The organism is Rahnella sp. JUb53 (assembly GCF_004346065.1).
In the GTDB taxonomy this organism is placed as follows: Bacteria; Pseudomonadota; Gammaproteobacteria; order Enterobacterales; family Enterobacteriaceae; genus Rahnella; species Rahnella variigena.
This window is the reverse complement of record NZ_SLYT01000013.1, coordinates 14,380-39,066: the sequence shown is the minus strand read 5'-3', so window position 1 is coordinate 39,066 and position 24,687 is coordinate 14,380. Positions and strand designations below refer to the sequence as shown.

General features: G+C 53.2%; 23 protein-coding genes. 20 read left to right on the top strand and 3 right to left on the bottom strand.

The features are described 5' to 3' along the window. Positions 1 to 24: 24 nt before the first annotated feature. The 10 genes from livF to ugpQ all read left to right on the top strand — a co-directional run bounded on the left by livF (position 25) and on the right by ugpQ (position 8,954). Positions 25 to 726, top strand: a complete 702-nt coding sequence (livF, locus tag EC840_RS22515) for a high-affinity branched-chain amino acid ABC transporter ATP-binding protein LivF (RefSeq protein ID WP_112291891.1) — start codon at positions 25 to 27, stop codon at positions 724 to 726. 131 nt (positions 727 to 857) lie between these two features. Next, entirely contained in the window at positions 858 to 2,045 is a 1,188-nt protein-coding gene (locus EC840_RS22510) for a PLP-dependent aminotransferase family protein (RefSeq protein ID WP_113878016.1), read from the top strand. 330 nt (positions 2,046 to 2,375) lie between these two features. Beyond that, positions 2,376 to 2,990, top strand: coding sequence for a hypothetical protein (locus EC840_RS22505; protein WP_240783331.1), 615 nt, complete (start codon positions 2,376 to 2,378; stop codon positions 2,988 to 2,990). After that, the gene (locus tag EC840_RS22500; RefSeq protein WP_129637863.1) at positions 2,977 to 3,237 is read left to right on the top strand and encodes a hypothetical protein; all 261 of its coding nucleotides are present in this window, start codon (positions 2,977 to 2,979) and stop codon (positions 3,235 to 3,237) included. The genes EC840_RS22505 and EC840_RS22500 overlap by 14 nt, the downstream gene beginning before the upstream one ends. 2 nt (positions 3,238 to 3,239) lie before the next feature. Next, positions 3,240 to 3,719, top strand: coding sequence for a type VI secretion system tube protein TssD (gene tssD / locus EC840_RS22495; protein WP_013577460.1), 480 nt, complete (start codon positions 3,240 to 3,242; stop codon positions 3,717 to 3,719). A gap of 202 nt (positions 3,720 to 3,921) precedes the next feature. Continuing rightward, positions 3,922 to 5,235 (top strand): sn-glycerol-3-phosphate ABC transporter substrate-binding protein UgpB, encoded by a 1,314-nt coding sequence (ugpB, locus tag EC840_RS22490; RefSeq protein WP_112291887.1) that lies wholly within the window; start codon positions 3,922 to 3,924, stop codon positions 5,233 to 5,235. A 167-nt stretch (positions 5,236 to 5,402) separates the two neighbouring features. Then, a complete protein-coding gene (gene ugpA, locus EC840_RS22485; protein WP_112290924.1) occupies positions 5,403 to 6,290 on the top strand; it encodes a sn-glycerol-3-phosphate ABC transporter permease UgpA in 888 nt (295 codons plus the stop codon). After that, entirely contained in the window at positions 6,287 to 7,132 is an 846-nt protein-coding gene (gene ugpE, locus EC840_RS22480) for a sn-glycerol-3-phosphate ABC transporter permease UgpE (protein WP_112290926.1), read from the top strand. Before ugpA ends, ugpE begins: the two co-directional genes overlap by 4 nt. Before the next feature lie 5 nt (positions 7,133 to 7,137). After that, a complete protein-coding gene (locus EC840_RS22475; RefSeq protein WP_132967132.1) occupies positions 7,138 to 8,211 on the top strand; it encodes a sn-glycerol-3-phosphate import ATP-binding protein UgpC in 1,074 nt (357 codons plus the stop codon). 2 nt (positions 8,212 to 8,213) lie between these two features. Beyond that, positions 8,214 to 8,954, top strand: a complete 741-nt coding sequence (ugpQ, locus tag EC840_RS22470) for a glycerophosphodiester phosphodiesterase (protein ID WP_113878013.1) — start codon at positions 8,214 to 8,216, stop codon at positions 8,952 to 8,954. 56 nt (positions 8,955 to 9,010) lie between these two features. Here ugpQ and EC840_RS22465 read toward each other — a convergent pair whose 3' ends face one another. Then, positions 9,011 to 9,313: a DUF2756 domain-containing protein gene (locus EC840_RS22465; RefSeq protein ID WP_112290935.1), complete on the bottom strand. Its 303-nt coding sequence runs from the start codon at positions 9,311 to 9,313 to the stop codon at positions 9,011 to 9,013. A gap of 202 nt (positions 9,314 to 9,515) precedes the next feature. On the opposite strand from EC840_RS22465, the gene EC840_RS22460 reads away from it, so the two are divergent. After that, positions 9,516 to 10,415 carry a carboxylate/amino acid/amine transporter gene (locus EC840_RS22460; protein ID WP_120162772.1) on the top strand — a complete coding sequence of 300 codons (900 nt, stop codon included), beginning with the start codon at positions 9,516 to 9,518 and terminating at the stop codon, positions 10,413 to 10,415. Here EC840_RS22460 and metR read toward each other — a convergent pair. After that, positions 10,321 to 11,256 (bottom strand): HTH-type transcriptional regulator MetR, encoded by a 936-nt coding sequence (metR, locus tag EC840_RS22455; RefSeq protein ID WP_113878011.1) that lies wholly within the window; start codon positions 11,254 to 11,256, stop codon positions 10,321 to 10,323. The two genes, EC840_RS22460 and metR, sit on opposite strands and share 95 nt — an antisense overlap. 104 nt (positions 11,257 to 11,360) lie before the next feature. Between metR and metE the strand changes: the two genes are divergently transcribed. Next, positions 11,361 to 13,640 carry a 5-methyltetrahydropteroyltriglutamate--homocysteine S-methyltransferase gene (gene metE / locus EC840_RS22450; RefSeq protein ID WP_132967130.1) on the top strand — a complete coding sequence of 760 codons (2,280 nt, stop codon included), beginning with the start codon at positions 11,361 to 11,363 and terminating at the stop codon, positions 13,638 to 13,640. Positions 13,641 to 13,864: 224 nt separating this feature from the next. Beyond that, positions 13,865 to 14,629, top strand: a complete 765-nt coding sequence (locus tag EC840_RS22445) for an SDR family oxidoreductase (protein WP_129637867.1) — start codon at positions 13,865 to 13,867, stop codon at positions 14,627 to 14,629. A 179-nt stretch (positions 14,630 to 14,808) separates the two neighbouring features. Here the strand turns inward: EC840_RS22445 and EC840_RS22440 are convergent, their stop codons facing one another. After that, a complete protein-coding gene (locus tag EC840_RS22440; RefSeq protein WP_112290942.1) occupies positions 14,809 to 15,636 on the bottom strand; it encodes a dienelactone hydrolase family protein in 828 nt (275 codons plus the stop codon). A 206-nt stretch (positions 15,637 to 15,842) separates the two neighbouring features. On the opposite strand from EC840_RS22440, the gene katE reads away from it, so the two are divergent. The 7 genes from katE to ubiB all read left to right on the top strand — a co-directional run bounded on the left by katE (position 15,843) and on the right by ubiB (position 24,661). After that, positions 15,843 to 18,104 carry a catalase HPII gene (gene katE / locus EC840_RS22435; protein WP_129639386.1) on the top strand — a complete coding sequence of 754 codons (2,262 nt, stop codon included), beginning with the start codon at positions 15,843 to 15,845 and terminating at the stop codon, positions 18,102 to 18,104. A gap of 223 nt (positions 18,105 to 18,327) precedes the next feature. Continuing rightward, on the top strand, positions 18,328 to 19,089 hold the full coding sequence (udp, locus tag EC840_RS22430; protein ID WP_112290943.1) for a uridine phosphorylase: 762 nt from the start codon (positions 18,328 to 18,330) through the stop codon (positions 19,087 to 19,089). Between the two features lie 199 nt (positions 19,090 to 19,288). Then, entirely contained in the window at positions 19,289 to 19,816 is a 528-nt protein-coding gene (locus EC840_RS22425) for a DedA family protein (RefSeq protein WP_113878008.1), read from the top strand. 155 nt (positions 19,817 to 19,971) lie between these two features. Then, positions 19,972 to 21,507, top strand: a complete 1,536-nt coding sequence (gene rmuC / locus EC840_RS22420; protein WP_120162769.1) for a DNA recombination protein RmuC — start codon at positions 19,972 to 19,974, stop codon at positions 21,505 to 21,507. 148 nt (positions 21,508 to 21,655) lie between these two features. Beyond that, entirely contained in the window at positions 21,656 to 22,411 is a 756-nt protein-coding gene (ubiE, locus tag EC840_RS22415) for a bifunctional demethylmenaquinone methyltransferase/2-methoxy-6-polyprenyl-1,4-benzoquinol methylase UbiE (protein WP_112290948.1), read from the top strand. 13 nt (positions 22,412 to 22,424) lie between these two features. Continuing rightward, the gene (locus EC840_RS22410) at positions 22,425 to 23,033 is read left to right on the top strand and encodes an SCP2 domain-containing protein (RefSeq protein WP_112290971.1); all 609 of its coding nucleotides are present in this window, start codon (positions 22,425 to 22,427) and stop codon (positions 23,031 to 23,033) included. Then, positions 23,030 to 24,661 carry a ubiquinone biosynthesis regulatory protein kinase UbiB gene (ubiB, locus tag EC840_RS22405; RefSeq protein ID WP_112290949.1) on the top strand — a complete coding sequence of 544 codons (1,632 nt, stop codon included), beginning with the start codon at positions 23,030 to 23,032 and terminating at the stop codon, positions 24,659 to 24,661. The genes EC840_RS22410 and ubiB overlap by 4 nt, the downstream gene beginning before the upstream one ends. Positions 24,662 to 24,687 lie beyond the last annotated feature (26 nt).

Below are 24,687 nucleotides of genomic sequence, written 5' to 3'. Positions count from 1 at the left end.
GCGAAGGCTAAGGGACAGAACAAGATGTTGTCATTCAATCAGGTATCCGCCCATTACGGCAAAATTCAGGCGCTGCATGAAGTCAGCCTGAGTATTAATAAAGGGGAAATCGTCACGCTGATCGGCGCGAACGGCGCGGGTAAAACCACGCTGCTCGGCAGTTTGTGTGGCGAACCGCGTGCGACGAACGGCTCGATCATTTTCGAAGGTCAGGACATCACGCAGTGGCAAACCGCCAAAATCATGCGCGGCGATATCGCGATTGTGCCGGAAGGCCGTCGCGTGTTCTCACGTATGACGGTGGAAGAGAATCTGGCGATGGGCGGATTTTTTGCCACACGCGACCAGTATCATGCCCGTCTGGAGCGCGTGTTTACGCTGTTCCCGCGTCTGAAAGAGCGCCGCATTCAGCGTTCGGGCACCATGTCCGGCGGTGAGCAACAGATGCTGGCAATTGGTCGTGCGCTGATGAGCCAGCCGCGTTTGCTGCTGCTCGATGAGCCGTCGCTGGGGCTGGCACCCATCATCATCCAGCAGATTTTCGACACCATCCAGCAACTGCGCGAAGAAGGGATGACCATCTTCCTGGTCGAGCAAAATGCTAATCAGGCGCTGAAACTCGCCGACCGCGGCTATGTGCTGGAAAACGGTCATGTGGTGCTGGAAGATACCGGCGCGGCCTTGCTGGCGAACGAAGCGGTGCGTGCGGCCTATCTCGGTGCATAAAGTGGCTTCACATTTTAAAAATCTGTGATAAATCTGGTAAACCGCACGGCAAGCGCTTTGCGGTTTTTATTTTGTCTATAAATTAACATCTCTTACATTCTTATAACTTTGCACATCATCAGGAACATGTCATGAACACAGAAGGTTTACTCGCCGCCCGTATGGTCAGGCTTAAAAGTTCGGCCATCCGGGAATTGCTGAAACACAGCAAAATGGAAGGCGTTATCTCACTGGCGGGTGGTATTCCTTCTTCAGCGCTTTTTGATTTCGACGGCCTGCGTGAAGCCACACAACTGGCGATCACCGAACAGCCTGAGCACGCTTTTCAGTATGGCCTGACCGAAGGCAGTTATACGCTGCGTGAGCGTATTGCTGAGCTTTGTCAGGAACGTGGCGTGGTGGCGAGCCCCGACGACATCGTGGTCACCGCAGGCTCCCAGCAGGCGCTGGATCTGGTGATGCGCGCCGTGGTTAACCCGGATGACGTGTTTGTGGTGGAACGCCCGACCTATCTGGCGGCGTTACAGACGCTGGAACTGGCCGAAGCCAAACTGCTGTCCGTCGGTTCTGACGGCGATGGCATGATTGTTGATGAGCTGGCGGAACTGCTGAAAACGCAGAAAATCAAAGGTGTGTATCTGGTGCCAACGTTTGGTAACCCGAGCGGCGTGACCCTGAGCCGCGCCCGTCGTGAGCAACTGGTGAAACTGGCAGCACAGCACGAATTCCTGATTGTAGAAGATGACCCGTATGGCGAACTGCGTTTCACCGATGAACGCCAGCCGACGCTGTTCGAGCTGTCGAAATCGCTGTTCGGTCACGCCGAAAACATCATCTACACCTCGACGTTCTCTAAAATTCTGGCACCGGGCCTGCGTCTGGGCTGGGTGATTATGCCTGACTGGCTGCTGCACAAAGTTGCCATCATCAAACAGGCTGCGGATCTGCACGCCAGCGCGCTGTCGCAGACTATCGCGGAATACTATCTCGGCCTGGGTCGTCTGCCGAAGCAGATCGAAACCATCCGTGCTGCGTATAAAAAGAAATGCCAGGTCATGGCCGAACTGCTGGAACGCGAGCTGGGCGACGTGCTGACATTTGAATACCCGAAAGGCGGCATGTTCCTGTGGGCGCGTTTTCGCGAGCCGCGTAATTGCGCTGAATGGATGAAAAAGACGCTGGAGCAGGGCGTGGTGTTTGTGCCGGGCGAATTCTTCTATGCCGATAATCCGGATCACTCGACCTTCCGTCTTTCCTTCGCGACCGCAACCGAAGAGCAAATGCACGAGGCGGTCGCCCGTCTGAAACGCGCACTGTAATTAACTTTTTCCGGTTCCCTGAGGCGCATCGTTAATCTGATGCGCCTTATTTTCTGAGTCATCGCTCTGGTACCAGAAAAACCAGGGACGTTTGAAGGTAAACCTCTATCTGCCAGACAGCCAGGTACAGTACCTCATTCATATTGCTCCCTGATATTCCACGGTATGCCGCACATTTAATAAAAAAAATTGAATTTATAACACTTGGTCATTTAACCCTTATTGTATTAAGGTCATATCAACACGAAATCAGGGAGGTTTATCGTGGCAGATATCAATAACGTTTCAAGTGATATAGACGATATTGCAAATAGAATTTCAGATATCATCATGTCCCCAGCCACAATTACCGGATTAATAAATGGAGCGCTTACCGTTCCTTTAGATATGGGCTATCTGGCTATAGGGTATTTTGATACAGATTCTCGCTATGCACATCAGACACAGCGTTTTCGCATGGCTGAAGCAATACATAATGACATACTCAATTACAAACATATAACAAATGCTATAGAGATTATATTTAAAGAATTCGATAAGTATGCTTCAGTGACCAAACAAAATAATGTCTATCGGGGTGTAGTATCCTCGATTGCTGGGCGTTTACTTACCGCGAAAATTATTGCCGTCACCGGTGCTGCTGTGCTTGCGAGAGTGTCATTTATCGGTGCGCAAAGTGCTAAAAACTGGATTGGCAGGGTGACGATGATTTTACTTATAGGGGGAATGAGTGAGCGCTCAATAAGAAAATCAGAAAGCCTTGCCATCGATGCGCCGGAGATTTACAAGCTCCTACGACCCCACGATTATGACCTTACCTACTTTCTTTATGAACCTGCTGTTAAACCGTTCATTGATGCGGTGCACATTGGTGCTACGCGTGGGCAGCCTGCGTTTGACAGGATAATTGATGCTGTAGGGCGAAAACTACATGTCACTCAATAAACCGCTTTATGTTGTCGCAAAAGGCGCAGCGAAGTGGGTGATATTTGCTGTCGTCAAAGTATGGGATTTTTTTGAATCTGTGCTTTTTGTTGGCGGATTAATCGGATGCCTTATGCTGCCAGTTGTGTGGCCTATGAAATTCGTTTATGCCGCAGGATGGCTGGTTTGTTTCTTCTGTGTATCGAAGTGCATCGGAAAAATAGAAGACTATAGGAAAAAAAGTCTAAACGTTAAATTAAGGAAATAAAAATGTCTAATCCTGCTTATTTGTGGTTAACGGATGAAAATGGTTCTCCTGTTATCGGAAGTTGTAATGTTCACGGGCGTGTGGGTTCTATTGAAGTTAAGTCACTTTCACACCACCTGACAGTTCCGACGGATAGAAATACTGGGAAATTGACAGGTACGCGTATTCATACACCGATATTATTTCAAAAGGAATTTGATCGCACAACACCAATACTTTACCGTACGATTAGTCAGGGAATCACGCTTAAATCCGCTGAATTTAAGATGTATCACATATTAGACGCTGGTGTAGAAGCGGAGTATTTCAACATCCGCATGGAAAATGTGAAGATCACAGGCATTACTCCGAGCCTTCATCCCGGTTCGGGAACAGGAACGCATCTGGAAAATATTGAAATGCGCTATGAGTCAATTCAATGGAAATATGTCGATGGGAACATAATATTTAAAGATAGTTGGAATGAACGCACCGTAGCATAACTCTAATAAGATAAGCCGTCCTGCGGACGGTTTTTCCTAACGCTTAACCGCCATGAACCTCATTTTCTGCCATCTGTCTGTCATCCCCGCTTAACTTTCCCGTAACCTTATTGTCATTTTTCCGTGTCATTTTACCTCCCGACTCTACCCAGCATACTTCAGGCTGCACTTGCAGCACACCAGCAGAATTCAGGAGACAGGCATGTTCATCAACCTCAAAAAAACGGTTATCGGCACCGCGCTGACGCTGGCTTTCAGCGCCAATGCTTTCGCTGTGACAGAAATTCCTTTCTGGCACTCAATGGACGGCGAGTTAGGCAAAGAAGTGAACTCGCTGGCCGACCGTTTTAACCAGACGCACCCTGATGTCAAAATCGTGCCTGTCTATAAAGGCAAATACGACGAAAGCCTGGCGGCCGGTATCGCGGCATACCGTACCGGTAATGCTCCGGCGATTTTGCAGGTTTACGAAGTGGGCACTGCGACCATGATGGCCAGCAAAGCCATCAAACCGGTTTACGAAGTGTTCAGCGATGCGGGCATTAAAGAAGACGTTTCACAGTTCGTGCCGACTGTTTCCGGTTATTACTCCGATTCCAAAGGCCGCCTGCTGTCCCAGCCATTTAACAGCTCCACGCCGGTGCTGTATTACAACAAAGACGCTTTTAAGAAAGCCGGTCTGAACCCGGATCAGCCGCCGAAAACCTGGCAGGATATGGCCGCCTACACCGAGAAATTGCGTGAAGCGGGCATGAAATGTGGTTACGCCAGCGGCTGGCAGGGCTGGATCCAGATTGAGAACTTCAGCGCCTGGCACGGTCTGCCAATCGCCACCAAAAACAACGGCTTCGATGGCACCGATGCGGTTCTGGAATTCAACAAACCAGAGCAAATCAAACACATCCAGATGCTGGAAGACATGAACAAAAAAGGTGACTTCACCTATTTTGGTCGTAAGGATGAATCCACCGCCAAGTTCTATAACGGCGATTGCGCGATGACCACCGCGTCTTCCGGTTCACTGGCCGACATCCGTCAGTATTCCAAATTCAACTACGGCGTGGGCATGATGCCTTACGATGCAGACATCAAAGGCGCACCACAAAACGCCATCATCGGCGGTGCAAGCCTGTGGGTGATGAACGGCAAAGATAAAGACACCTACAAAGGCGTTGCCGAATTCCTGCAATTCCTGACCACGCCGGAAATCGCAGCCGAATGGCACCAGAAAACCGGTTATCTGCCTGTGACCACCGCCGCGTATGAACTGACCAAAAAAGATGGCTTCTACGAGAAGAATCCGGGTTCCGACGTCGCCACCCGCCAGATGCTGAACAAGCCACCGTTACCGTTCACCAAAGGCCTGCGTCTGGGCAACATGCCGCAGATCCGTACCATCGTGGATGAAGAACTGGAAAGCGTGTGGAGCGGTAAGAAAACGGCTAAAGAAGCGTTAGACACTGCAGTACAGCGCGGGAATTTACTGTTACGTCGCTTCGAAGCTTCTACTAAGTAAGTCGGCTACTGCGCTTTGCCAGTCTGGGATTGGGCAGTGCTCGCTCTCCTCATGGACTTTGTGTCCACTCCGGGAGCTGTGCGCTGTCCGCACCCAGTCTGGCTTCGCTCGCTACGCCTCATCCGGAGTAGCCTGCCTTTTGTCATCGCATTAACGAGTAAACCATCATGAGTTCACACCGTCCCGGTTTTGGTTGCAGCTGGTTGCCCTACGCGCTGGTTTTGCCGCAGCTGTTAATCACCGCGATATTTTTCCTGTGGCCTGCCGGTCAGGCGCTGTGGTATTCGGTGCAGACGCTGGATCCGTTCGGACTTTCCAGCACCTTCGCCGGAATGACTAACTTCACGCAGCTGTTTCAGGATCCGTACTATCTCGACTCTTTCTACACCACGCTGAAATTCAGCTTTATGGTGGCCTTTATCGGACTGGCGGTTTCGCTGTTTTTCGCGGCGCTGGTCGATCACGTGGTACGCGGCAGCCGGATTTATCAGACGCTGATGATCCTGCCTTATGCCGTTGCGCCTGCCGTGGCTGCCGTTTTGTGGATGTTCCTGTTCAGCCCCGGTCTGGGTCTGATTACCCACTTCTTAGGCTCGATGGGCTATAACTGGAACCACGCGCAAAACAGCGGTCAGGCGATGTTCCTGGTGGTGCTGGCGTCGGTCTGGAAGCAAATCAGCTACAACTTCCTGTTCTTCCTCGCGGCCTTGCAGTCGATCCCTAAATCACTGGTAGAAGCGGCGGCTATCGACGGCGCAGGCCCAGTTCGACGCTTCTTCAATCTGGTGCTGCCGCTGATTTCTCCGGTGAGCTTCTTCCTGCTGGTGGTCAATCTGGTTTACGCCTTCTTTGATACTTTCCCGGTGATCGATGCCGCGACAGCGGGCGGCCCGGTGCAGGCGACGACGACGCTGATTTATAAAGTGTATCGCGAAGGTTTCTCCGGTCTGGACCTGTCCAGCTCCGCCGCGCAGTCCGTCATTCTGATGATGCTGGTTTGCGGCCTGACGTTCATTCAGTTCCGCTTTGTCGAGCGTAAGGTGCGTTACCAATGATTGAGAACCGCAGAGGGCTGGATATTTTCAGCCACATCATGCTGCTGCTCGGCGTGCTGGTGATTTTATTCCCGCTGTATGTCGCGTTTGTGGCGGCGTCACTGGATAACAAACAGATTTTTGATGTGCCGATGACGCTGATCCCAGGCACCCATTTATGGGAAAACATCAGCACCATCTGGACGCAGGGCGCAGGCAACAACAGCCCGGCGTTTGGTCGTTTGCTGATCAACAGCTTCATCATGGCGATGGTGATCACCGTCGGTAAGATTTCGGTGTCAATGCTCTCGGCTTACGCGATTGTCTATTTCCGTTTTCCGCTGCGTAACCTGTTCTTCTGGCTGATTTTTATGACGCTGATGCTGCCGGTTGAAGTGCGTATTTTCCCAACCGTACAGGTGATCGCCAATCTGCATATGCTCGACAGCTACACCGGCCTGACGTTGCCGCTGATGGCCTCGGCGACCGCGACCTTCCTGTTCCGCCAGTTCTTTATGACGTTGCCGGATGAGCTGCTGGAAGCCGCGCGTATCGATGGCGCGGGCGCGATGCGCTTCTTCTGGGACATCGTGTTGCCGCTGTCGAAAACCAATCTCGCGGCGCTGTTCGTCATCACCTTTATTTATGGCTGGAACCAATATTTGTGGCCGATTCTGATCACCAGCGATGCCTCGATGGGGACGGCGGTGGCGGGGATTAAAAGCATGATTTCCTCCGGCGATGGCTCGACTCAATGGAATCAGGTGATGGCGGCCATGATCCTGACCTTATTACCACCGCTGGCGGTGGTGCTCCTGATGCAGCGCTGGTTTGTGCGCGGCCTGGTAGACAGTGAGAAGTAACTGAAATGGCAAATTTGAAATTACAGGCAGTGACCAAGTCCTACGACGGCAAAAACCAGATCATTCAAAGTATCGATCTGGACGTCGCCGACGGCGAATTTATCGTGATGGTCGGGCCTTCCGGCTGCGGAAAATCGACCCTGCTGCGTATGGTGGCCGGGCTTGAGCGCACCACGTCCGGCGATATCTACATCAACGACCAGCGTGTCACCGAGCTGGAACCGAAAGATCGCGGCATCGCGATGGTGTTCCAGAACTACGCGCTGTATCCGCACATGAGCGTGTACGACAACATGGCCTATGGCCTGAAAATCCGCGGTTTTGGCAAAGCGCAGATCAATGACCGCGTTGAAGAGGCGGCGCGTATTCTGGAACTCGGCCCGCTGCTTAAACGCAAACCGCGTGAGCTTTCCGGCGGTCAGCGTCAGCGTGTGGCGATGGGGCGCGCTATTGTGCGTGAACCGGCGGTGTTCCTGTTCGACGAACCGCTATCGAACCTCGACGCCAAACTGCGCGTGCAGATGCGCCTCGAACTGCAACAATTGCATCGCCGTCTGCGCACCACCAGTTTGTACGTGACGCACGATCAGGTGGAAGCCATGACACTGGCCGAACGCGTGATCGTGATGAACAAAGGTATCGCCGAGCAGATCGGTACGCCGTCGGAAGTTTACCGCCGTCCGGCCAGCCTGTTTGTCGCCAGCTTTATCGGATCTCCGGCCATGAATTTGTTGCCCGGCCAGCTGACCTCTGACGGTACGTCGCTGGTGATGGAAGGCGGATTTGAGTTGCCGATGCCGGTTCCGCGCCCTGAGTGGGGCGGTCGTGAGCTGACGATCGGTATTCGCCCTGAACATATTCATCTGACCGATGACACCCAAAACGGTATTCCGATGGTGCTGAATACGCTGGAACTGCTGGGCGCGGATAATCTGGCGCACGGCAAACTGGCGGGCAGCGGCGTCGTGGTGCGTTTATCCCATGAAGTGTTCCCGACAGCCGGCTCGCTGTTGCGCTTGGTTTTCCCGGCGAAAGCGTTACACTTTTTCGATACTCACAGTGGATTACGGATGGAATAAACATGAAAGCCTGGCCTTATCCTCGCATTGTGGCGCACCGTGGCGGCGGCGCGCTGGCTCCGGAAAACACGCTGGCCGCCATCGATATGGGCGCAAAATACGGTCATACCATGATCGAATTTGACGCCAAACTGGCGCAAGGCGGGGAAATCTTCCTGTTGCACGACGATACCCTGAACCGCACCAGTAACGGCTGGGGCGTGGCGGGTGAACTGCCGTGGGAAAAACTCGAACAGCTCGATGCCGGTAACTGGTACAGCGCCGCATTTAAAGGCGAAAAACTGCCGCTGCTGGCGCAGGTTGCTGAACGCTGTGCGCGTCATCATATGATGGTGAATATTGAGATCAAACCGACCACCGGTCTGAACGAGAAAACCGGTACTGACGTGGCGCTGGCCGCCCGTGAGCTGTGGAAAGATCAGCCTGTTGCACCGCTGCTTTCCTCGTTCGAATTCGACGCGCTGGTTGCCGCTAAAAAAGCCGCCCCCGAATTGCCACGCGGCTTGCTGATCGACGAATGGCACGAGAACTGGAAAGCGCTGACTGACGAACTGGAATGCGTTTCTCTGCATCTCAACCATAAATTGCTCAACGAAGAACGCGTTAAAGCCATCAAAGACGCCGGACTGCATATTCTGGTGTATACGGTGAATAATCCGGCGCGCGCCCGCGAATTACTGGGCTGGGGCGTGGACTGTATTTGTACCGATAAGATTGATGTGATTGGGCCGGATTTTACCTAGAACGTGGTGCTAAAAGCACAGATCAGGCGCAGTGACCACCGCGCCTGAAAGATTAACTAAGGCGTCTGATTCAATTTCTGACCCAGCGTCTGGTTATTTTGCTGGATCTGCAATCGTTGCTGATTGCTCTGAATCTGTGATTTCAGCTTCAGTTGCTGCTGTTGCTGACTGTTACGCATATCCTGTTCCTGCTGACGTTTCTGCATCTGCTGGTTATTCTGTTGTTGTTGCTGCATCCGCTGTTGCGAAGGATTGTTCAGCAGCGGGTCGTTCGGGTTCGGCACTTTTTCGACTGCACTGGCGGTCTGAACGGCAAACAGCAGCGGCAGCGCGGCGAGCATTCCATATAAACATTTCATCAGTTCATCCTCCGTTTCCAGTCATACGTTAAGTGTATGCCATCGCAGCCGTGAACGTGTCCTTTGAGCGCACGTTTCCCTCAAAGCGTGGCATTGCTCTCGTTTGCTCTATAATTGAACAGATGTAAACCACCTTCGCACTTCGCGGTTTCCTTCATTCCGTTACAATTATCCATCTTTAACATTTTAGGGCTCAACTGCCGTGCCTTTACTCATTATTACCACCATTTTGTGGGCCTTTTCCTTCAGCCTGATCGGCGTCTATCTGGCCGGACAGGTCGACAGCGTATTCTCCGTGTTAGTCCGTTTAGGGCTGGCGGCGCTGGTTTTCCTGCCATTCCTGCGCTGGAAAGGCCATCAGCTCACCACCATTTTGCTGTATATGGCCGTGGGTGCGATGCAGCTTGGGATCATGTATCTCATCAGTTTCGAGGCGTATCTGTACCTGTCGGTGCCGGAATTCCTGCTGTTTACGGTGATGACGCCGCTGTACGTTACGCTGATTTATGACCTGATCAGTGGCCGCAAAATCCGCATCGGTTATGCGCTGAGCGCACTGCTGGCGGTGGCGGGGGCGGCGATTATTCGTTACGACCACATCAGCGAGCATTTCATCATCGGCCTGTTGCTGGTGCAGGCGGCGAATATCTGTTTTGCCATCGGGCAGGTGGGGTATAAACGCCTGATGGAAACCCGTCCGATGCCGCAGCATACGGCGTTTTCCTGGTTCTATCTGGGGGCGCTGCTCTGTGCGGTGGTGGCGTGGTTCCTGTGGGGTAATCCGCAAAAACTGCCCACCACGAATCTGCAATGGGGCATTCTGGTGTGGCTGGGGATTGGCGCTTCCGGGCTGGGATATTTCATGTGGAACTACGGGGCGACGCAGGTTGATGCGGGAACGCTGGGGATTATGAACAACTTTCACGTCCCGGCCGGGCTGCTGGTTAACCTGGCAATCTGGCAACAGCAGCCGCACTGGCCGAGCTTTATCGTCGGTGCCGCAGTGATTATGTCCTCACTGTGGGTGCACCGGCATTGGGTCGTGCCGCGTCGCGAACAAACGGCAGATGATCGCACGCGTGCTGCCGCGCCGAACGAATAAAGGCTTCGGTTACCGGCTGACGCTGTTCGCCGTCACGTACGGCGGCGTACAGGCGGCTCCATAAGCCATCGCCCAGGGTTTTGGTCACCACCAGACCCTGGCGCTCAAAACTCTCCACCACCCAGTGCGGTAACGCCGCAATCCCCATTCTCGCCGACACCATCTGAATCAATAACAACGTGTTATCGACACTTTTCAATGCCGGGCTGACGCCTGCCGGTTGCAGGAAATGCCGCCAGATATCCAGCCGCTGACGTTGTACCGGATAAATCATCAACGTTTCCGTGCTGAGATCTTCCGGCGTGATCACCGTTTTAGCTGCCAGCGGGTGATCCGGTGCCAGCACCAGACGCACTTCAAAATCAAACATCGGGGAATAATGCAGACCGCTGCGCGGCAGAATGTCGGAGGTTAATACGATATCCAGCTCGCCCTGTTGCAGCGCGGGCTGCGGGTCGAACGTCACCCCGGATTTGAAATCCATCAACACCTGCGGCCAGTTCTGGTGGAAGTTATCCAGCGCGGGCGTCAGCCACTGAATACAACTGTGACATTCAATCGCAATACGCAGTGAAGTCTGGTGCGGTTCATTACAGGCCTGCAATGCCTGCTGGATTTGCGGCAGCACCTGTTCTGCCAGATTCAGCATGATTTCGCCCTGCGGCGTGAAACGTAAAGGCTGACTTTTTCGCACGAACAACCTGAAACCCAGGCGTTGCTCCAGGTCACTGAACTGGTGCGACAGAGCCGATTGGGTCTGATGAAGCTGCGAGGCGGCTGCGGCCAGTGACCCGGTGTTGCGCAGTGCTTGCAACGTTCGCAGGTGTTTCAGTTCGATCATGAGAGTCCTTCACTGTGTCATGAATAATTTGCGCTTGTGGAATATACACTACCTGCGGATTATGGATGTGTAAACATCTGGATGGCTAAACAGGAATTAAAAAGATGACGATACTGAATCACACTCTGGGTTTTCCACGCGTTGGTCTGCGTCGTGAACTTAAAAAAGCACAAGAAAGCTACTGGGCAGGCAATTCCACTCAGGAAGAACTGCTGGCAACCGGACGTGAACTTCGCGCCCGTCACTGGAAGCAACAAGCTGAAGCAGGCGTGGATTTGGTGCCGGTGGGCGATTTCGCCTGGTACGATCACGTACTGACCACCAGCCTGTTGCTGGGCAACGTACCGGCCCGTCATCAGAATGCCGATGGCTCTGTTGATCTCGATACCTTATTCCGTCTTGGCCGTGGCCGCGCACCGACCGGTAAACCGGCTGCTGCGGCAGAAATGACAAAATGGTTTAACACCAACTATCACTACATGGTGCCGGAGTTTGTGAAAGGGCAGAAATTCAAACTGACCTGGACACAACTGCTTGAAGAAGTGGACGAAGCGCTGGCGCTCGGTCACAAAGTGAAACCTGTTCTGCTGGGGCCGCTGACCTATCTTTGGCTCGGCAAAGTGAAGGGCGAACAGTTTGACCGTCTTTCCCTGCTCAACGATATTCTGCCTGTTTATCAGCAAGTTCTGGCCGAACTGGCGAAACGCGATATCGAATGGGTGCAGATTGACGAACCGGCTCTGGTGCTGGAATTGCCGCAGGAATGGCTGGATGCGTATAAACCGGCTTATACCGCGCTGGAACAGAGCAAAACTAAATTGCTGCTGACCACTTATTTCGACAGCGTCGGGCACAACCTCGACACTATCCGCCAGTTACCGGTTCAGGGTCTGCATATCGACGCCGTCGCCGGACGTGATGACCTGCAAACCGTCATCAGTCAGCTGCCAGAAAACTGGCTGATTTCTCTGGGTGTGATCAATGGCCGTAACGTCTGGCGTGCGGATCTGGGCACCTGGTTTGAGCGTCTGAAACCGCTGGTGGCGGGCCGAAATGTCTGGATCGGCAGCTCATGTTCGCTGCTGCACAGCCCGATCGACCTAAGCGTTGAAAGCCGTCTGGATGAAGAAGTGAAAAGCTGGTTCGCCTTTGCGCTGCAAAAATGCGCCGAGCTGGCATTGCTGACCTCTGCACTGAACAATCCGACCGCTGAAGCGCAGCAAAAACTGGCGGAATACAGCGCGCCAATCCGTGCCCGTCGCGAATCTGCCCGTGTAAATAACGCAACCGTCGGTAAACGTGTGGCGGCAATCACCGGCGCAGATATCGAGCGTGCGCATGTTTATACCGAACGCGCCAAAGCACAGCGCGCCCGTTTCAATCTGCCAGCCTGGCCGACGACGACCATCGGTTCATTCCCGCAAACCACGGAGATCCGTGGCCTGCGTCTGGACTTCAAACAAGGTCGTCTGGACAACACTAAATACCGCACCGGGATCAGCGAACATATTAAGCAAGCCATTAAAGAGCAGGAACGTCTGGGTATCGACGTGCTGGTTCACGGCGAAGCTGAACGTAACGACATGGTTGAATACTTTGGCGAGCATCTGGACGGTTTTGTGTTCACGCAAAACGGCTGGGTACAAAGCTACGGTTCACGTTGTGTGAAACCTCCGGTCATTATCGGCGACGTCAGCCGTCCGCAAGCAATTACCGTTGAGTGGGCGAAGTACGCGCAGTCTCTGACCGAAAAACCGGTGAAAGGCATGCTGACCGGCCCGCTTACGATCCTGTGCTGGTCCTTCCCGCGTGAAGATGTCAGCCGCGAAACCATCGCCAAACAAATCGCGCTGGCGCTGCGTGACGAAGTGGAGGATCTGGAAAAAGCCGGTATCGGTATCATCCAGATTGACGAACCGGCACTGCGCGAAGGTCTGCCACTGCGTCAGTCTGAATGGAATGCGTACCTGCGCTGGGCAGTGGATGCGTTCAAACTCAATGCCGCGATTGCCCGCGATGACACGCAGATCCACACCCACATGTGTTACTGCGAATTCAACGACATTATGGATTCCATTGCCGCGCTGGATGCTGACGTGATCACCATTGAAACCTCGCGCTCTGATATGGACCTGCTGGAGTCATTCAAGGACTTCGAATATCCGAATGAGATCGGGCCGGGCGTCTACGACATTCACTCACCTAACGTGCCAAGCGTCGAATGGATTGAAGATTTGCTGCGTAAAGCCGCGGATCGCATTCCGGCAGAACGTCTTTGGGTCAACCCGGATTGCGGCCTGAAAACCCGTGGCTGGCCGGAAACCCGCGAATCGCTGGAAAACATGGTGAAAGCCGCCAGGCGCCTGCGTGCTGAGAAAGCCTGAAATAAAGAATCGTTGTGTTGTTGCTGAAACATTTGGGGCACTCCGGTGCCCCCTTTTTATTGTTCCCATTTGCACTTTGTTACGTCTTTTTCAGCCCGCGTCATACGGCGGCTGTAGCGCGATTACGGCGCTGGGTTTCAGGCAAGTTTCCGCACGCGTCGCGGTTCTCCGCTAGGCTTAAATCAGGATTTACTTTCTTTTTACCCATCAGACAGGGAGAAAATATGAACCGGTTTACAGACAAAGTCGTGGTAGTGACTGGCGCAGGTTCCGGCATGGGGGCCGCATCGGCACGGCGTTTTTCTTCAGAAGGGGCGATTGTGGTACTTGTCGGCCGGACGAAGGAAAAGCTGGAGAAAGTCGCTAAAACGTTGAGCAGTACGCAGTATTACATTCATCTGGCGGATGTTTCATCCGCACAGGATGTGGAGCGTATGGCAGACGTGATTGAGGATAAATTCGGCCGGGTCGATGTGCTGGTAAATGGCGCAGGCGTTGTGGTGCAGGGCAAAGTGACAGAAGCCAGCCTCGATGACTGGCAGAAAATCATGGGTATCGATCTTAGCGGCGTTTTCTATTGCACGCGTTTCTTTATGCCCGCGCTGATTAAAAGCAAAGGCAATATCGTGAATATTTCCTCGGTGTCCGGCATCGGCGGTGACTGGGGCATGAGCTTCTATAATGCCGCGAAAGGTGGTGTGACCAACTTCACCCGTTCGATTGCTATGGATCACGGTAAAGACGGCGTGCGCGTCAATGCTGTTTGTCCGTCGCTGACCTTCACGGATATGGCGGCTGGCATTAAAGATAACCAGCCGTTACTGGCAAAATTTGCCGAACGAATCCCGCTGGGGCGTGGCGCAGAGCCGGAAGAAATTGCTGATGTGATTGCGTTTCTCGCCAGTGATGATGCGCGCTTCGTGACGGGTGTAAATCTGCCGGTTGATGGCGGACTTTCTGCCTCTAACGGTCAGCCTCCGCAGGCGTAACGCGCTGTTTCAGAAAAGCGGTCGATAATTTCGAACAGGACTGGCAGGGCGCGTTTGGGCGATTGTCGTTGTAAATAGATTGTCGTTGTAAACAGATTGTCGCTGTAACTGACTGAATGCTAATAAAAAGCCCGACAGGAAAATCTGCCGGGCTTTTTTATTTGCTCAATACCGTACTTTTACTTCACACCGTACTGGGCGAAGAAATCCAGCATACGCTGCCAGCCATCAGCGGCGGCTTCCGCGTGGTAGCTCGGGCGGTAATCAGCGTTAAACGCATGACCGGCTTCCGGATAGACCACGATTTCTGCCGTGGCATTGGCTGCGCGGATGGCCTGACGCATGGTTTCAATCGTATCCAGAGGAATGCTGGAATCTTCTGCGCCGTATAAACCCAGAACAGGCGCATCCAGCGCGGCGGCGCGATCGACCGGCTGTGACGGGCTGGTCAGCGTTTTATCACCCACCAGTTTGCCGTACCACGCCACGCCCGCTTTCAGCTGCGGATTGTGCGCCGCATACAGCCAGGTGATGCGTCCGCCCCAGCAGAAACCGGTGATGCCTAATTTGGAAATATCCCCGCCATGTTGCGCGGCCCAGTGTGCGGTGTGGTCGAGATCAGAAAGCACCTGCTGATCCGGCACTTTGCTGACCAGTTTGGCGAAAAGCTCGCTGATTTCGGTGTAATCACGCGGGTCGCCCTGACGGAAATACAGCTCAGGCGCGATGGCCATATAGCCCTGTTTCGCCAGACGGCGGCAGACATCCTGAATGTGTTCGTGTACGCCAAAAATTTCCTGCACCACCAGAATGATCGGCAATTTTCCGGTGAACTGTTCCGGACGGGCAAGATAGGCAGGCATGTCTTCGCCCTGCGAAGGGATCGTGGTCTGGCCTGCGTGCAGTCCGTCGGTATCGGTGTGGATGGTGGTACTGGCGACGGGAGTGACGGCAGGAGCAAAGCTGGTCGGAGCCTGTTTCAGGGTAAGCAATTCTTCTTTTTTCATCGGGGGTCTCCAGGCAAGTGTCCATACGAAAATCTGTGGCTTTGGATTAAAACTATAGCCGTAAAGCATGAACAGCAAGGCGCAAGAGATGTTCTATAGTTAAAAGTTAATCAGGAAAGTCATCATGGAAGATTTACAGAACGCACACCGAACGCCCGAAACCTTAGTCTTAGGAGCTATGTTCAATGTCAAAATCACCGTCTAAAGTGACCAAGAAAAGTGAGCCAAAACCGGTAAGCCGCGCCCCCGCCACGGGCATCGAGTCCTCTCAACCTGGCCTGGGCGACCTGGCACCCGCCGATCGTACTTATCAGCCTTCACCCCAGCCGACACCGCCGGGGAAAGAGCCGACCGCTTCCGGCAGTGCCAAAAGTCCGAAAAATACCAATGCCAAGCTGGACGCATTAGAACGCCATCGTAAAAACGGCGAAAAGCAGCCGCTGACCACCAATCAGGGCACCAAAATCTCTGATGATCAGAACTCGCTGAAAGCCGGCAACCGCGGGCCGACGTTGCTGGAAGATTTTATCCTCCGCGAGAAAATTACCCATTTTGACCACGAGCGCATTCCTGAACGTATTGTTCATGCGCGCGGTGCGGCGGCGCACGGCTATTTCCAGCCATACCGCAGCATGAAAGATGTCACGAAAGCCCATTTTCTCTCTGATCCGGCAAAGAAAACGCCGGTGTTTGTGCGGTTCTCTACCGTTCAGGGCTCGCGAGGCTCGGCGGATTCTGTTCGCGACATCCGTGGCTGGGCGACAAAGTTTTATACCGATGAAGGCATTTACGACCTGGTCGGCAACAATACGCCGGTATTCTTTATTCAGGATGCCCATAAATTCCCTGATTTTGTCCATGCGGTAAAACCAGAACCGCATAATGAAATCCCGCAGGGCGCCAGCGCGCACGATTCCTTCTGGGATTACGTGTCCCTGCAACCTGAAACACTGCATAACGTTTTCTGGGCGATGTCTGACCGTGGCATTCCTCGCAGTTACCGCACGATGGAAGGTTTTGGCATCCATACATTCCGTTTCGTGAATGCCGAAGGGAAAGCTACTTTTGTGCGTTTCCACTGGAAGCCGCTGGCCGGAAAGGCCTCTTTGTTGTGGGATGAGGCGCAAAAACTGGCCGGGAAAGATGCGGATTTCCACCGCCGTGATTTGTGGGAAGCCATCGAAGCCGGTGATTATCCTGAATATGAACTGGGCGTTCAGCTGATCCCTGAAGAAGACGAATTCAAATTTGATTTCGATCTGCTGGATCCGACCAAGCTGATCCCTGAAAAACTGGTGCCGGTAGAACTCATCGGCAAGATGGTGCTTGACCGTAACCCCGATAATTACTTCGCGGAAACCGAACAGGTCGCATTCCATCCGGGACACGTAGTGCCGGGCATCGATTTCACCAATGATCCGCTGTTGCAGGGGCGTCTGTTCTCCTATACCGATACGCAGATCAGTCGTCTTGGCGGACCGAATTTCCATGAAATTCCGATTAACCGCCCGACCTGTCCGTACCATAACTTCCAGCGTGACGGCATGCACCGGCAGGATATCGATACCAATCCGGCGAATTATGAGCCGAACTCCATCAACAATAACTGGCCGAGGGAAACACCTCCGGCAGCGTCCGGCGGCGGTTTTGAAAGCTATCCGGAGCGGATAGATGCGGAAAAAATCCGTCAGCGCAGTCCGTCATTTGCTGAGTATTATTCCCACCCGCGTTTGTTCTGGCTGAGCCAGACAACAGCGGAGCAGGATCATATTGTCGGGGCCTTCTCGTTTGAATTGTCGAAGGTGGCGCGGCCGTATATCCGCGAGCGTGTGGTGGATTTACTGGCGCATGTTGACCAGACGCTGGCGCAGAAAGTGGCTAAAAATCTGGGTATTACGCTTTCCGCTGACACCCTGAAGATAAAAGCGCCGAAGCCGGTGAATGGCCTGAAAAGTGATCCGACCCTGAGTTTGTATGCCAGCGGCAAAGGCACGATTAAAGGGCGTCAGGTGGCAATTCTGCTCGGTGAAGGCGTGAATGCGGCCGATGTACTGGAAACCTTGCAGGCGCTTCAGGCTGCGGGTGTGCATCCTAAATTACTGGCGAGTCATTTAGGGACTGTCACCGCCGATGATGGTTCGACATTACCGGTGGATGCCACATTTGCCGGGTCGCCTTCCATTACCGTCGATGCAGTGATTGTTCCGCACGGGCATATCGATGCACTGCTGATGAACGGCGATTCCCGTCATTACCTGCTCGAAGCTTATAAGCATCTGAAAGTCATCGGTTTAAGTGGTGATGCGCGTCGCTTTAAATCGCTGCTGGGGCTGAAGGATGATGTGCCGGAAGAGGGCGTTGTCGAAGGTGAAAAAGCCGAAGGCGCATTGCTGAAAACGTTCCTGAAAGAAATGCTGAAACACCGTATCTGGTCGCGTAGTGCAGCGGCAGATGCGGTTCCTGCCTGATTTGTCATAACTGAAAATAGCCTGTCTCCGGTAGCGGAGGCAGGCTGTTTAAAATCGCGTCAATCGCCCATTAATTTGTGACCATCATCACAAATTAAATGTATGCGTAATTCCTGTTGTTACATCATAGTGACGACCGTCACGAAATAACGTCACAATGTTCAGTACAGTTGCCGGGTGTTCCTCCTGCCAATTTATGACCTTACACACAGAGGAGTTTGTTATGTCTCAGCCTGAAGTTTTCCATCTTGGCCTGGCCAAAAAAGATTTAAACGGCGCGACGCTGGCGATTGTTCCCGGCGACCCTGAGCGCGTGGAAAAAATTGCCAAACTGATGGAGAACCCGGTTCGTCTGGCTTCCCACCGCGAATTTACCTCATGGCGCGCTGAGCTCGATGGCAAATCTGTGATTGTTTGTTCAACCGGTATTGGTGGTCCTTCGACTTCCATCGCGGTTGAAGAACTGGCGCAACTGGGGATCCGTACCTTCCTGCGTGTCGGCACCACTGGTGCTATCCAGCCACACATCAATGTGGGTGACGTTCTGGTGACTACCGCCGCCGTTCGCCTTGATGGCGCAAGCCTGCATTTCGCCCCAATGGAATTCCCTGCGGTCGCCGATTTTGCCTGTACCACCGCGCTGGTTGCTGCGGCAGAATCCGCAGGCGCTGCCACGCACATTGGCGTGACCGCGTCTTCTGACACCTTCTATCCGGGTCAGGAACGTTATGATACCTTCTCCGGCCGCGTTGTCCGTCGCTTCAAAGAATCGATGAAAGAGTGGCAGGAAATGGGCGTCATGAACTATGAAATGGAGTCCGCCACCTTGCTGACCATGTGCGCCAGCCAGGGCCTGCGCGCCGGTATGGTTGCCGGTGTGATCGTGAACCGTACGCAGCAGGAAATCCCTGATGCGGAAACCATGAAGAAGACCGAAAGCCATGCGGTGAAGATTGTTGTAGAAGCGGCTCGCCGACTAATCTGATTTCCCGTCATCCTTCCTGCAACTCGAATGATTTAGGGAAAGGATCGGATTATAAAGACACTACATCATAGTGATGGGCTGCCTCTGGCGGCCCATTTTTTTGCCCTGTTAAGCAGATCTGTTAAGGTCATGTTAGTAATGCGTCTGGAATAATTGATCAATTCCCGCTCCGTATCTCTGATAAAAAGGAACTGCATTTTTGACTGTTCATGACCTTCTCGATTACACCACCACCTTTATCCGCGCACATCAGGTGTGGGCTGCGCCCATCGTCTTCTTTCTGGCTTTTGGTGAGTCTCTGGCCTTTTTGTCACTGCTCCTTCCTGCAACCTTTATCCTGCTGGGATTGGGCGCGCTGATTGGTGAAACCGGTATTCCTTTCTGGCCCATCTGGGCCGCCGCCGCTGCGGGTGCTTTCTTTGGCGACTGGCTTTCCTATTGGGTCGGCAACCATTTTCAGGACAGAGTGGGCAACTTCTGGCCTTTCTCCCGTCATCCGCAAATGCTGGTGCGCGGTCATGCTTTCTTTGACAAGTGGGGCATGCCGGGCGCGTTTATCGGCCGCTTCTTTGGCCCGCTGCGTGCTGTTGTGCCGCTGGTCGCGGGGATTTGCGGTATGCCGCAAAAATATTTCCAGATTGCCAATGTGACGTCGGCGCTTATCTGGGCTTTCGGTATTCTGGCGCCTGGAGCTTTCGGCATTCAGTGGCTGAGCCGCTGGTTTTGAATCCTGCTCCTTGCGGCTGACCGCCGCAAGGAGCAGGGCTGAGAAATTCCCTTTTGGAAGACGTCTCGCAAAGGCTCAATGCAACAGAAAATAGACTGGACATCCATACAGCCTGACATTACCTTGGCCGCAAGAGACTTCAAGAGGGAAATCGTGTGGATATCAGCATTCTGACTGCCCTGGCGGCGGCGTTAATTGGCTTACTGGTGGGGTGGCTCGTCGCCAGTTTGCGGCAACAGCAACAGCAAACGGAGTACGAAACGCAGCGCCGTTTGCTGGAACAATCGCTGGAGCAGGTCAAAGCGGAAAATGATACGCACAAAAGCGAGCGGCTATCGGGACAGCAGCAACTGCGTGAAGCCGAGCTGGAACTGCGAAAATTGCACAGCCTGCAGGCCGCCAGTCAGGAAAAACTGCAACTGCTGGCGCACTGGCAAAACGAGTGTGAACAGCTGAATCAGGAACTGCGCGCACAGCGGGAAATTAACAGTGCGCAGGAGGCAGAATTGCGTGAGGTTTCCACCCGTCTGGATGAAACCCGCATGGCGGCTGAGGAGAAGCAGCGTCTGCTGATCAACAGCGAACAGCGTCTCAGCAGTCAGTTTGAGAATCTGGCGAACCGGATTTTCGAACAAAATGGCCGTCGCGCCGACGAACAGAATAAGCAAAGCCTCGACAAATTACTGCTGCCGTTGCGCGAGCAACTCGACGGTTTCCGCCGTCAGGTGCAGGACAGCTTCGGGCAGGAAGCCCGTGAACGGCATACGCTGGCCCACGAAATCCGCAATCTGCAACAGCTGAATGTCGAGATGGCACGTGAAGCCGTCAACCTGACCAAAGCACTGAAAGGTGACAACAAAACGCAGGGCAACTGGGGCGAAGTGGTGCTCAGCCGCGTGCTTGAGGCTTCCGGATTACGTGAAGGCTATGAATATCAGACGCAGGTCAGCGTGCAGGTCGACAGCAACAGTCGCATGCAGCCTGACGTGGTGGTGCGGTTACCGCAAAACAAAGACGTAGTGATTGACGCCAAAATGACGCTGGTCGCTTACGAGCGTTATTTCAACAGTGAAGATGACGCTGAGCGCGAAATCGCGCTCAATGAACACATTGCCTCGGTACGCGGACACATCCGCCTGCTCGGACGCAAAGATTATCAGCAACTTCCTGGCCTGCGCAGCCTCGATTATGTGCTGATGTTTATCCCTGTTGAACCTGCTTTCCTGCTGGCTATCGACCGGGAGCCCGAATTGATCAGCGAAGCGCTCCGTCACAATATTATGCTTGTCAGCCCGACGACTCTGCTGGTGGCGTTACGCACGATCAGTAATCTGTGGCGCTATGAACACCAGAGCCAGAACGCCAAACGTATCGCCGATCGCGCTGCGCGTCTTTACGACAAACTGCGGCTGTTTGTAGATGACATGGAGTCGATGGGGCAGAGCCTCGACAAAGCGCAGGGAAGTTATCGCGCCGCGATGAATAAACTCACGCAAGGCCGTGGTAATCTTATCGGACAGGTTGAGAGTTTCCGCGCTCTGGGTGTTGAAGTTAAACGGCCAATCAGTCCTTCTCTGGCTGAGAGGGCTAAAGCGGAAAATGAACCTGAAGATACCGCATCTCTGCCAGATACCTCTGATGCGGAAGAAGAACAGACACTGAACCCGCGCGAGCTAAACCTGCATCAATAGGCCGCGCTTGCCGGAATGTCCAGTACGGCATTTCAGATTCAACGTGTGAATTATTGCAATATGTTGAATCACCATCGGTGATGGGGCTTTCCTATGGGTTCTGATACACTTCTCCCCAAGAGTTCGACTGAAAAAGCAGGCATATAAAATGGAAAAGCAGACGCAGGAAACCACTCATTTTGGTTTTCGTACAGTAGCCAAAGATGAAAAACAGGAAATGGTGGCAGAAGTCTTCCATTCCGTTGCGGCAAAATATGATTTGATGAATGACCTGATGTCTTTCGGTATTCATCGTATCTGGAAGCGCTTCACGATTGATTGCAGCGGTGTCCGTCAGGGACATCGTGTACTGGATCTGGCTGGTGGTACGGGTGACCTGACCGCTAAATTCTCCCGTCTGGTGGGTGAGAAAGGCGAAGTTGTGCTGGCCGATATCAACGACTCCATGCTGAAAATGGGCCGCGAAAAGCTGCGCAATCTCGGCATTGTCGGTAACGTCAGCTACGTACAGGCGAACGCCGAAGCCCTGCCTTTCCCTGATAATTATTTTGACTGCATCACGATTTCCTTCGGTCTGCGTAACGTAACCGAAAAAGAAAAAGCGCTGCGTTCAATGTTCCGCGTGCTTAAGCCGGGCGGCCGTTTACTGGTACTGGAATTCTCCAAACCTGTCCTCAAGCCTTTGAGCAAAGCCTACGATACCTATTCCTTCCACATTCTGCCGCGCATTGGCGAGCTGGTTGCGCAGGATGCTGAGAGCTACCGCTACCTGGCCGAATCTATCCGTATGCACCCTGATCAGGAAACCCTGAAGGGCATGATGGGCGATGCTGGTTTTGAAAATGTGACGTATCACAATCTGACGGGTGGCATTGTCGCACTGCATCGGGGTTTTAAATTCTGATATGAGTATGCCGATGTTGTTAACGCCGTTGCTGACTGCCGCTATCGAGACGCCGCTCAATTTTCTGCTTTTCAAAGATCGCAGCATGAAGGCGGCGCGCACGCGTCTGGCAGGTAAAGTTTTACGTGTTGAGTTGCAGGAACTGAGCTCACCGCTGACCTTTGTTTTCAGCGAGCAAAAAATCGATGTCCTCGGACAATGGGACGGTGCGGCCGATTGCACCGTCACTTCCCGGATTTCATCTCTGCGCAAATTACGGGATCGCCAGCAACTGTCACCGATGATGCGCAGTGGCGAACTGGTAGTCGACGGGGATATTTCCGTGGTTCAGCAGTTCTCTGCGTTGCTGGATATGGCGGAATTTGAGCCCGCAGAATTTCTGGCGCCCTATATCGGTGATATCGCCGCACAGGGGTTAAGTCAGGCGGTTCAGGGCGGCTTTAATTTTCTGCAAAAAGGCCTGAAACATCAGCAAAGTTATGTGGCGCAGACGCTGACCGAGGAGTGGAAAATGGCACCCGGCCCGCTGGAAGTCGTCTGGTTTAGCGATGAAGTCACTGCAACGAAGCGTGAACTTGATGCGCTGGATAAACGTATCGAAAAACTGGAGGGCAAACCGTGACGCCTAGGGAAATGCGACGTTTATACCTGATTATCCGCATGTTTCTTATCTACGGCCTTGACGAACTGATCCCTAAAATCCGCTTAACGCTGCCGCTGCGAATGGGCCGTTATCTTTTTTTCTGGTTACCTCATCGTCACAAAGATAAGCCGTTGGGCGAGCGCATGCGTCTGGCGCTGGAACAACTTGGGCCGGTATGGATCAAGTTTGGTCAGATGATGTCCACGCGCCGCGATCTTTTCCCTCCACATATTGCCGATCAACTCGCTCTGCTGCAGGACCATGTACCGCCGTTTGATGGCGCAAAAGCGCGTCAGCAAATCGATGCTGCACTTGGTGGTCCGCTGGAAACCTGGTTTGATGAGTTCGATCAGACTCCGCTGGCTTCTGCCTCGATTGCACAGGTTCATACGGCAATCCTCAAGGAAAACGGCAAGCCGGTCGTACTCAAGGTGATCCGCCCGGATATTTTGCCGACCATTGTGGCGGATATCCGTCTGATGTCTCGTCTTGCAAGCTGGCTGCCGATTCTGCTGCCTGATGGTCGCCGTTTGCGCCCGCGTGAAGTGGTGCGCGAGTATGAGAAAACCTTGCTCGATGAACTGAATCTGTTACGTGAAGCAGCAAATGCGATCCAGCTTCGTCGTAACTTTGAAGGTAGTCCGATGCTGTATGTGCCGGAAGTGTATCCGGACTACTGCAGCGAACGACTGATGGTGATGGAGCGCATTTACGGCATTCCGGTTTCTGATATTGAGGCACTGAAAAAACAGGGCACCAATATGAAATTGCTGGCAGAACGTGGTGTGCAGGTGTTCTTCACACAGGTTTTCCGCGACAGTTTCTTCCATGCCGATATGCATCCGGGCAATATTTTCGTCAGCTACGAAACGCCGGAAGACCCTTGCTACATAGGGATCGATTGCGGCATAGTGGGTTCGCTCAATAAGGAAGACAAGCGCTATCTGGCGGAGAACTTCATCGCGTTCTTTAACCGCGATTATCGCAAAGTGGCTGAGTTGCATGTCGATTCCGGCTGGGTTCCCCGCGATACCAACGTTGAAGAATTCGAATTTGCTATCCGTACGGTCTGCGAACCGATTTTTGAGAAACCACTGGCAGAGATTTCCTTTGGCAACGTATTGTTAAACCTGTTTAACACGGCGCGGCGCTTTAATATGGAAGTCCAGCCTCAGCTGGTGTTGCTGCAAAAAACACTGTTGTATGTCGAAGGCCTCGGGCGTCAGCTTTATCCTCAGCTGGATTTGTGGACCACGGCAAAGCCGTTCCTCGAAAGCTGGGTACGCGATCAGGTCGGTTTACCGGCGATGATCCGCGCACTGAAAGAGCGTGCGCCGTTCTGGCTCGAGAAAATGCCTGAGTTGCCGGATTTGGTGTATCAGAGTCTGCATCAGCACAAGCTGTTGCAATACAACATTGAGAAGCTTTCCTCGCAGATCCATAACCAGAGTTCCCGTCAGGGTCAGTCTCGTTATCTTCTGGGAATAGGTGCGACGCTGTTGTTAAGCGGAACCCTTTTGCTGTTGGGCGACGTGAAGATTTATCCAGCCTGCCTGATGGCTGCCGGTGCTGTTTCCTGGTTGATCGGATGGAAGCGCGCCAGCTAATCATATTGTTTTAAATTGAATGCCGT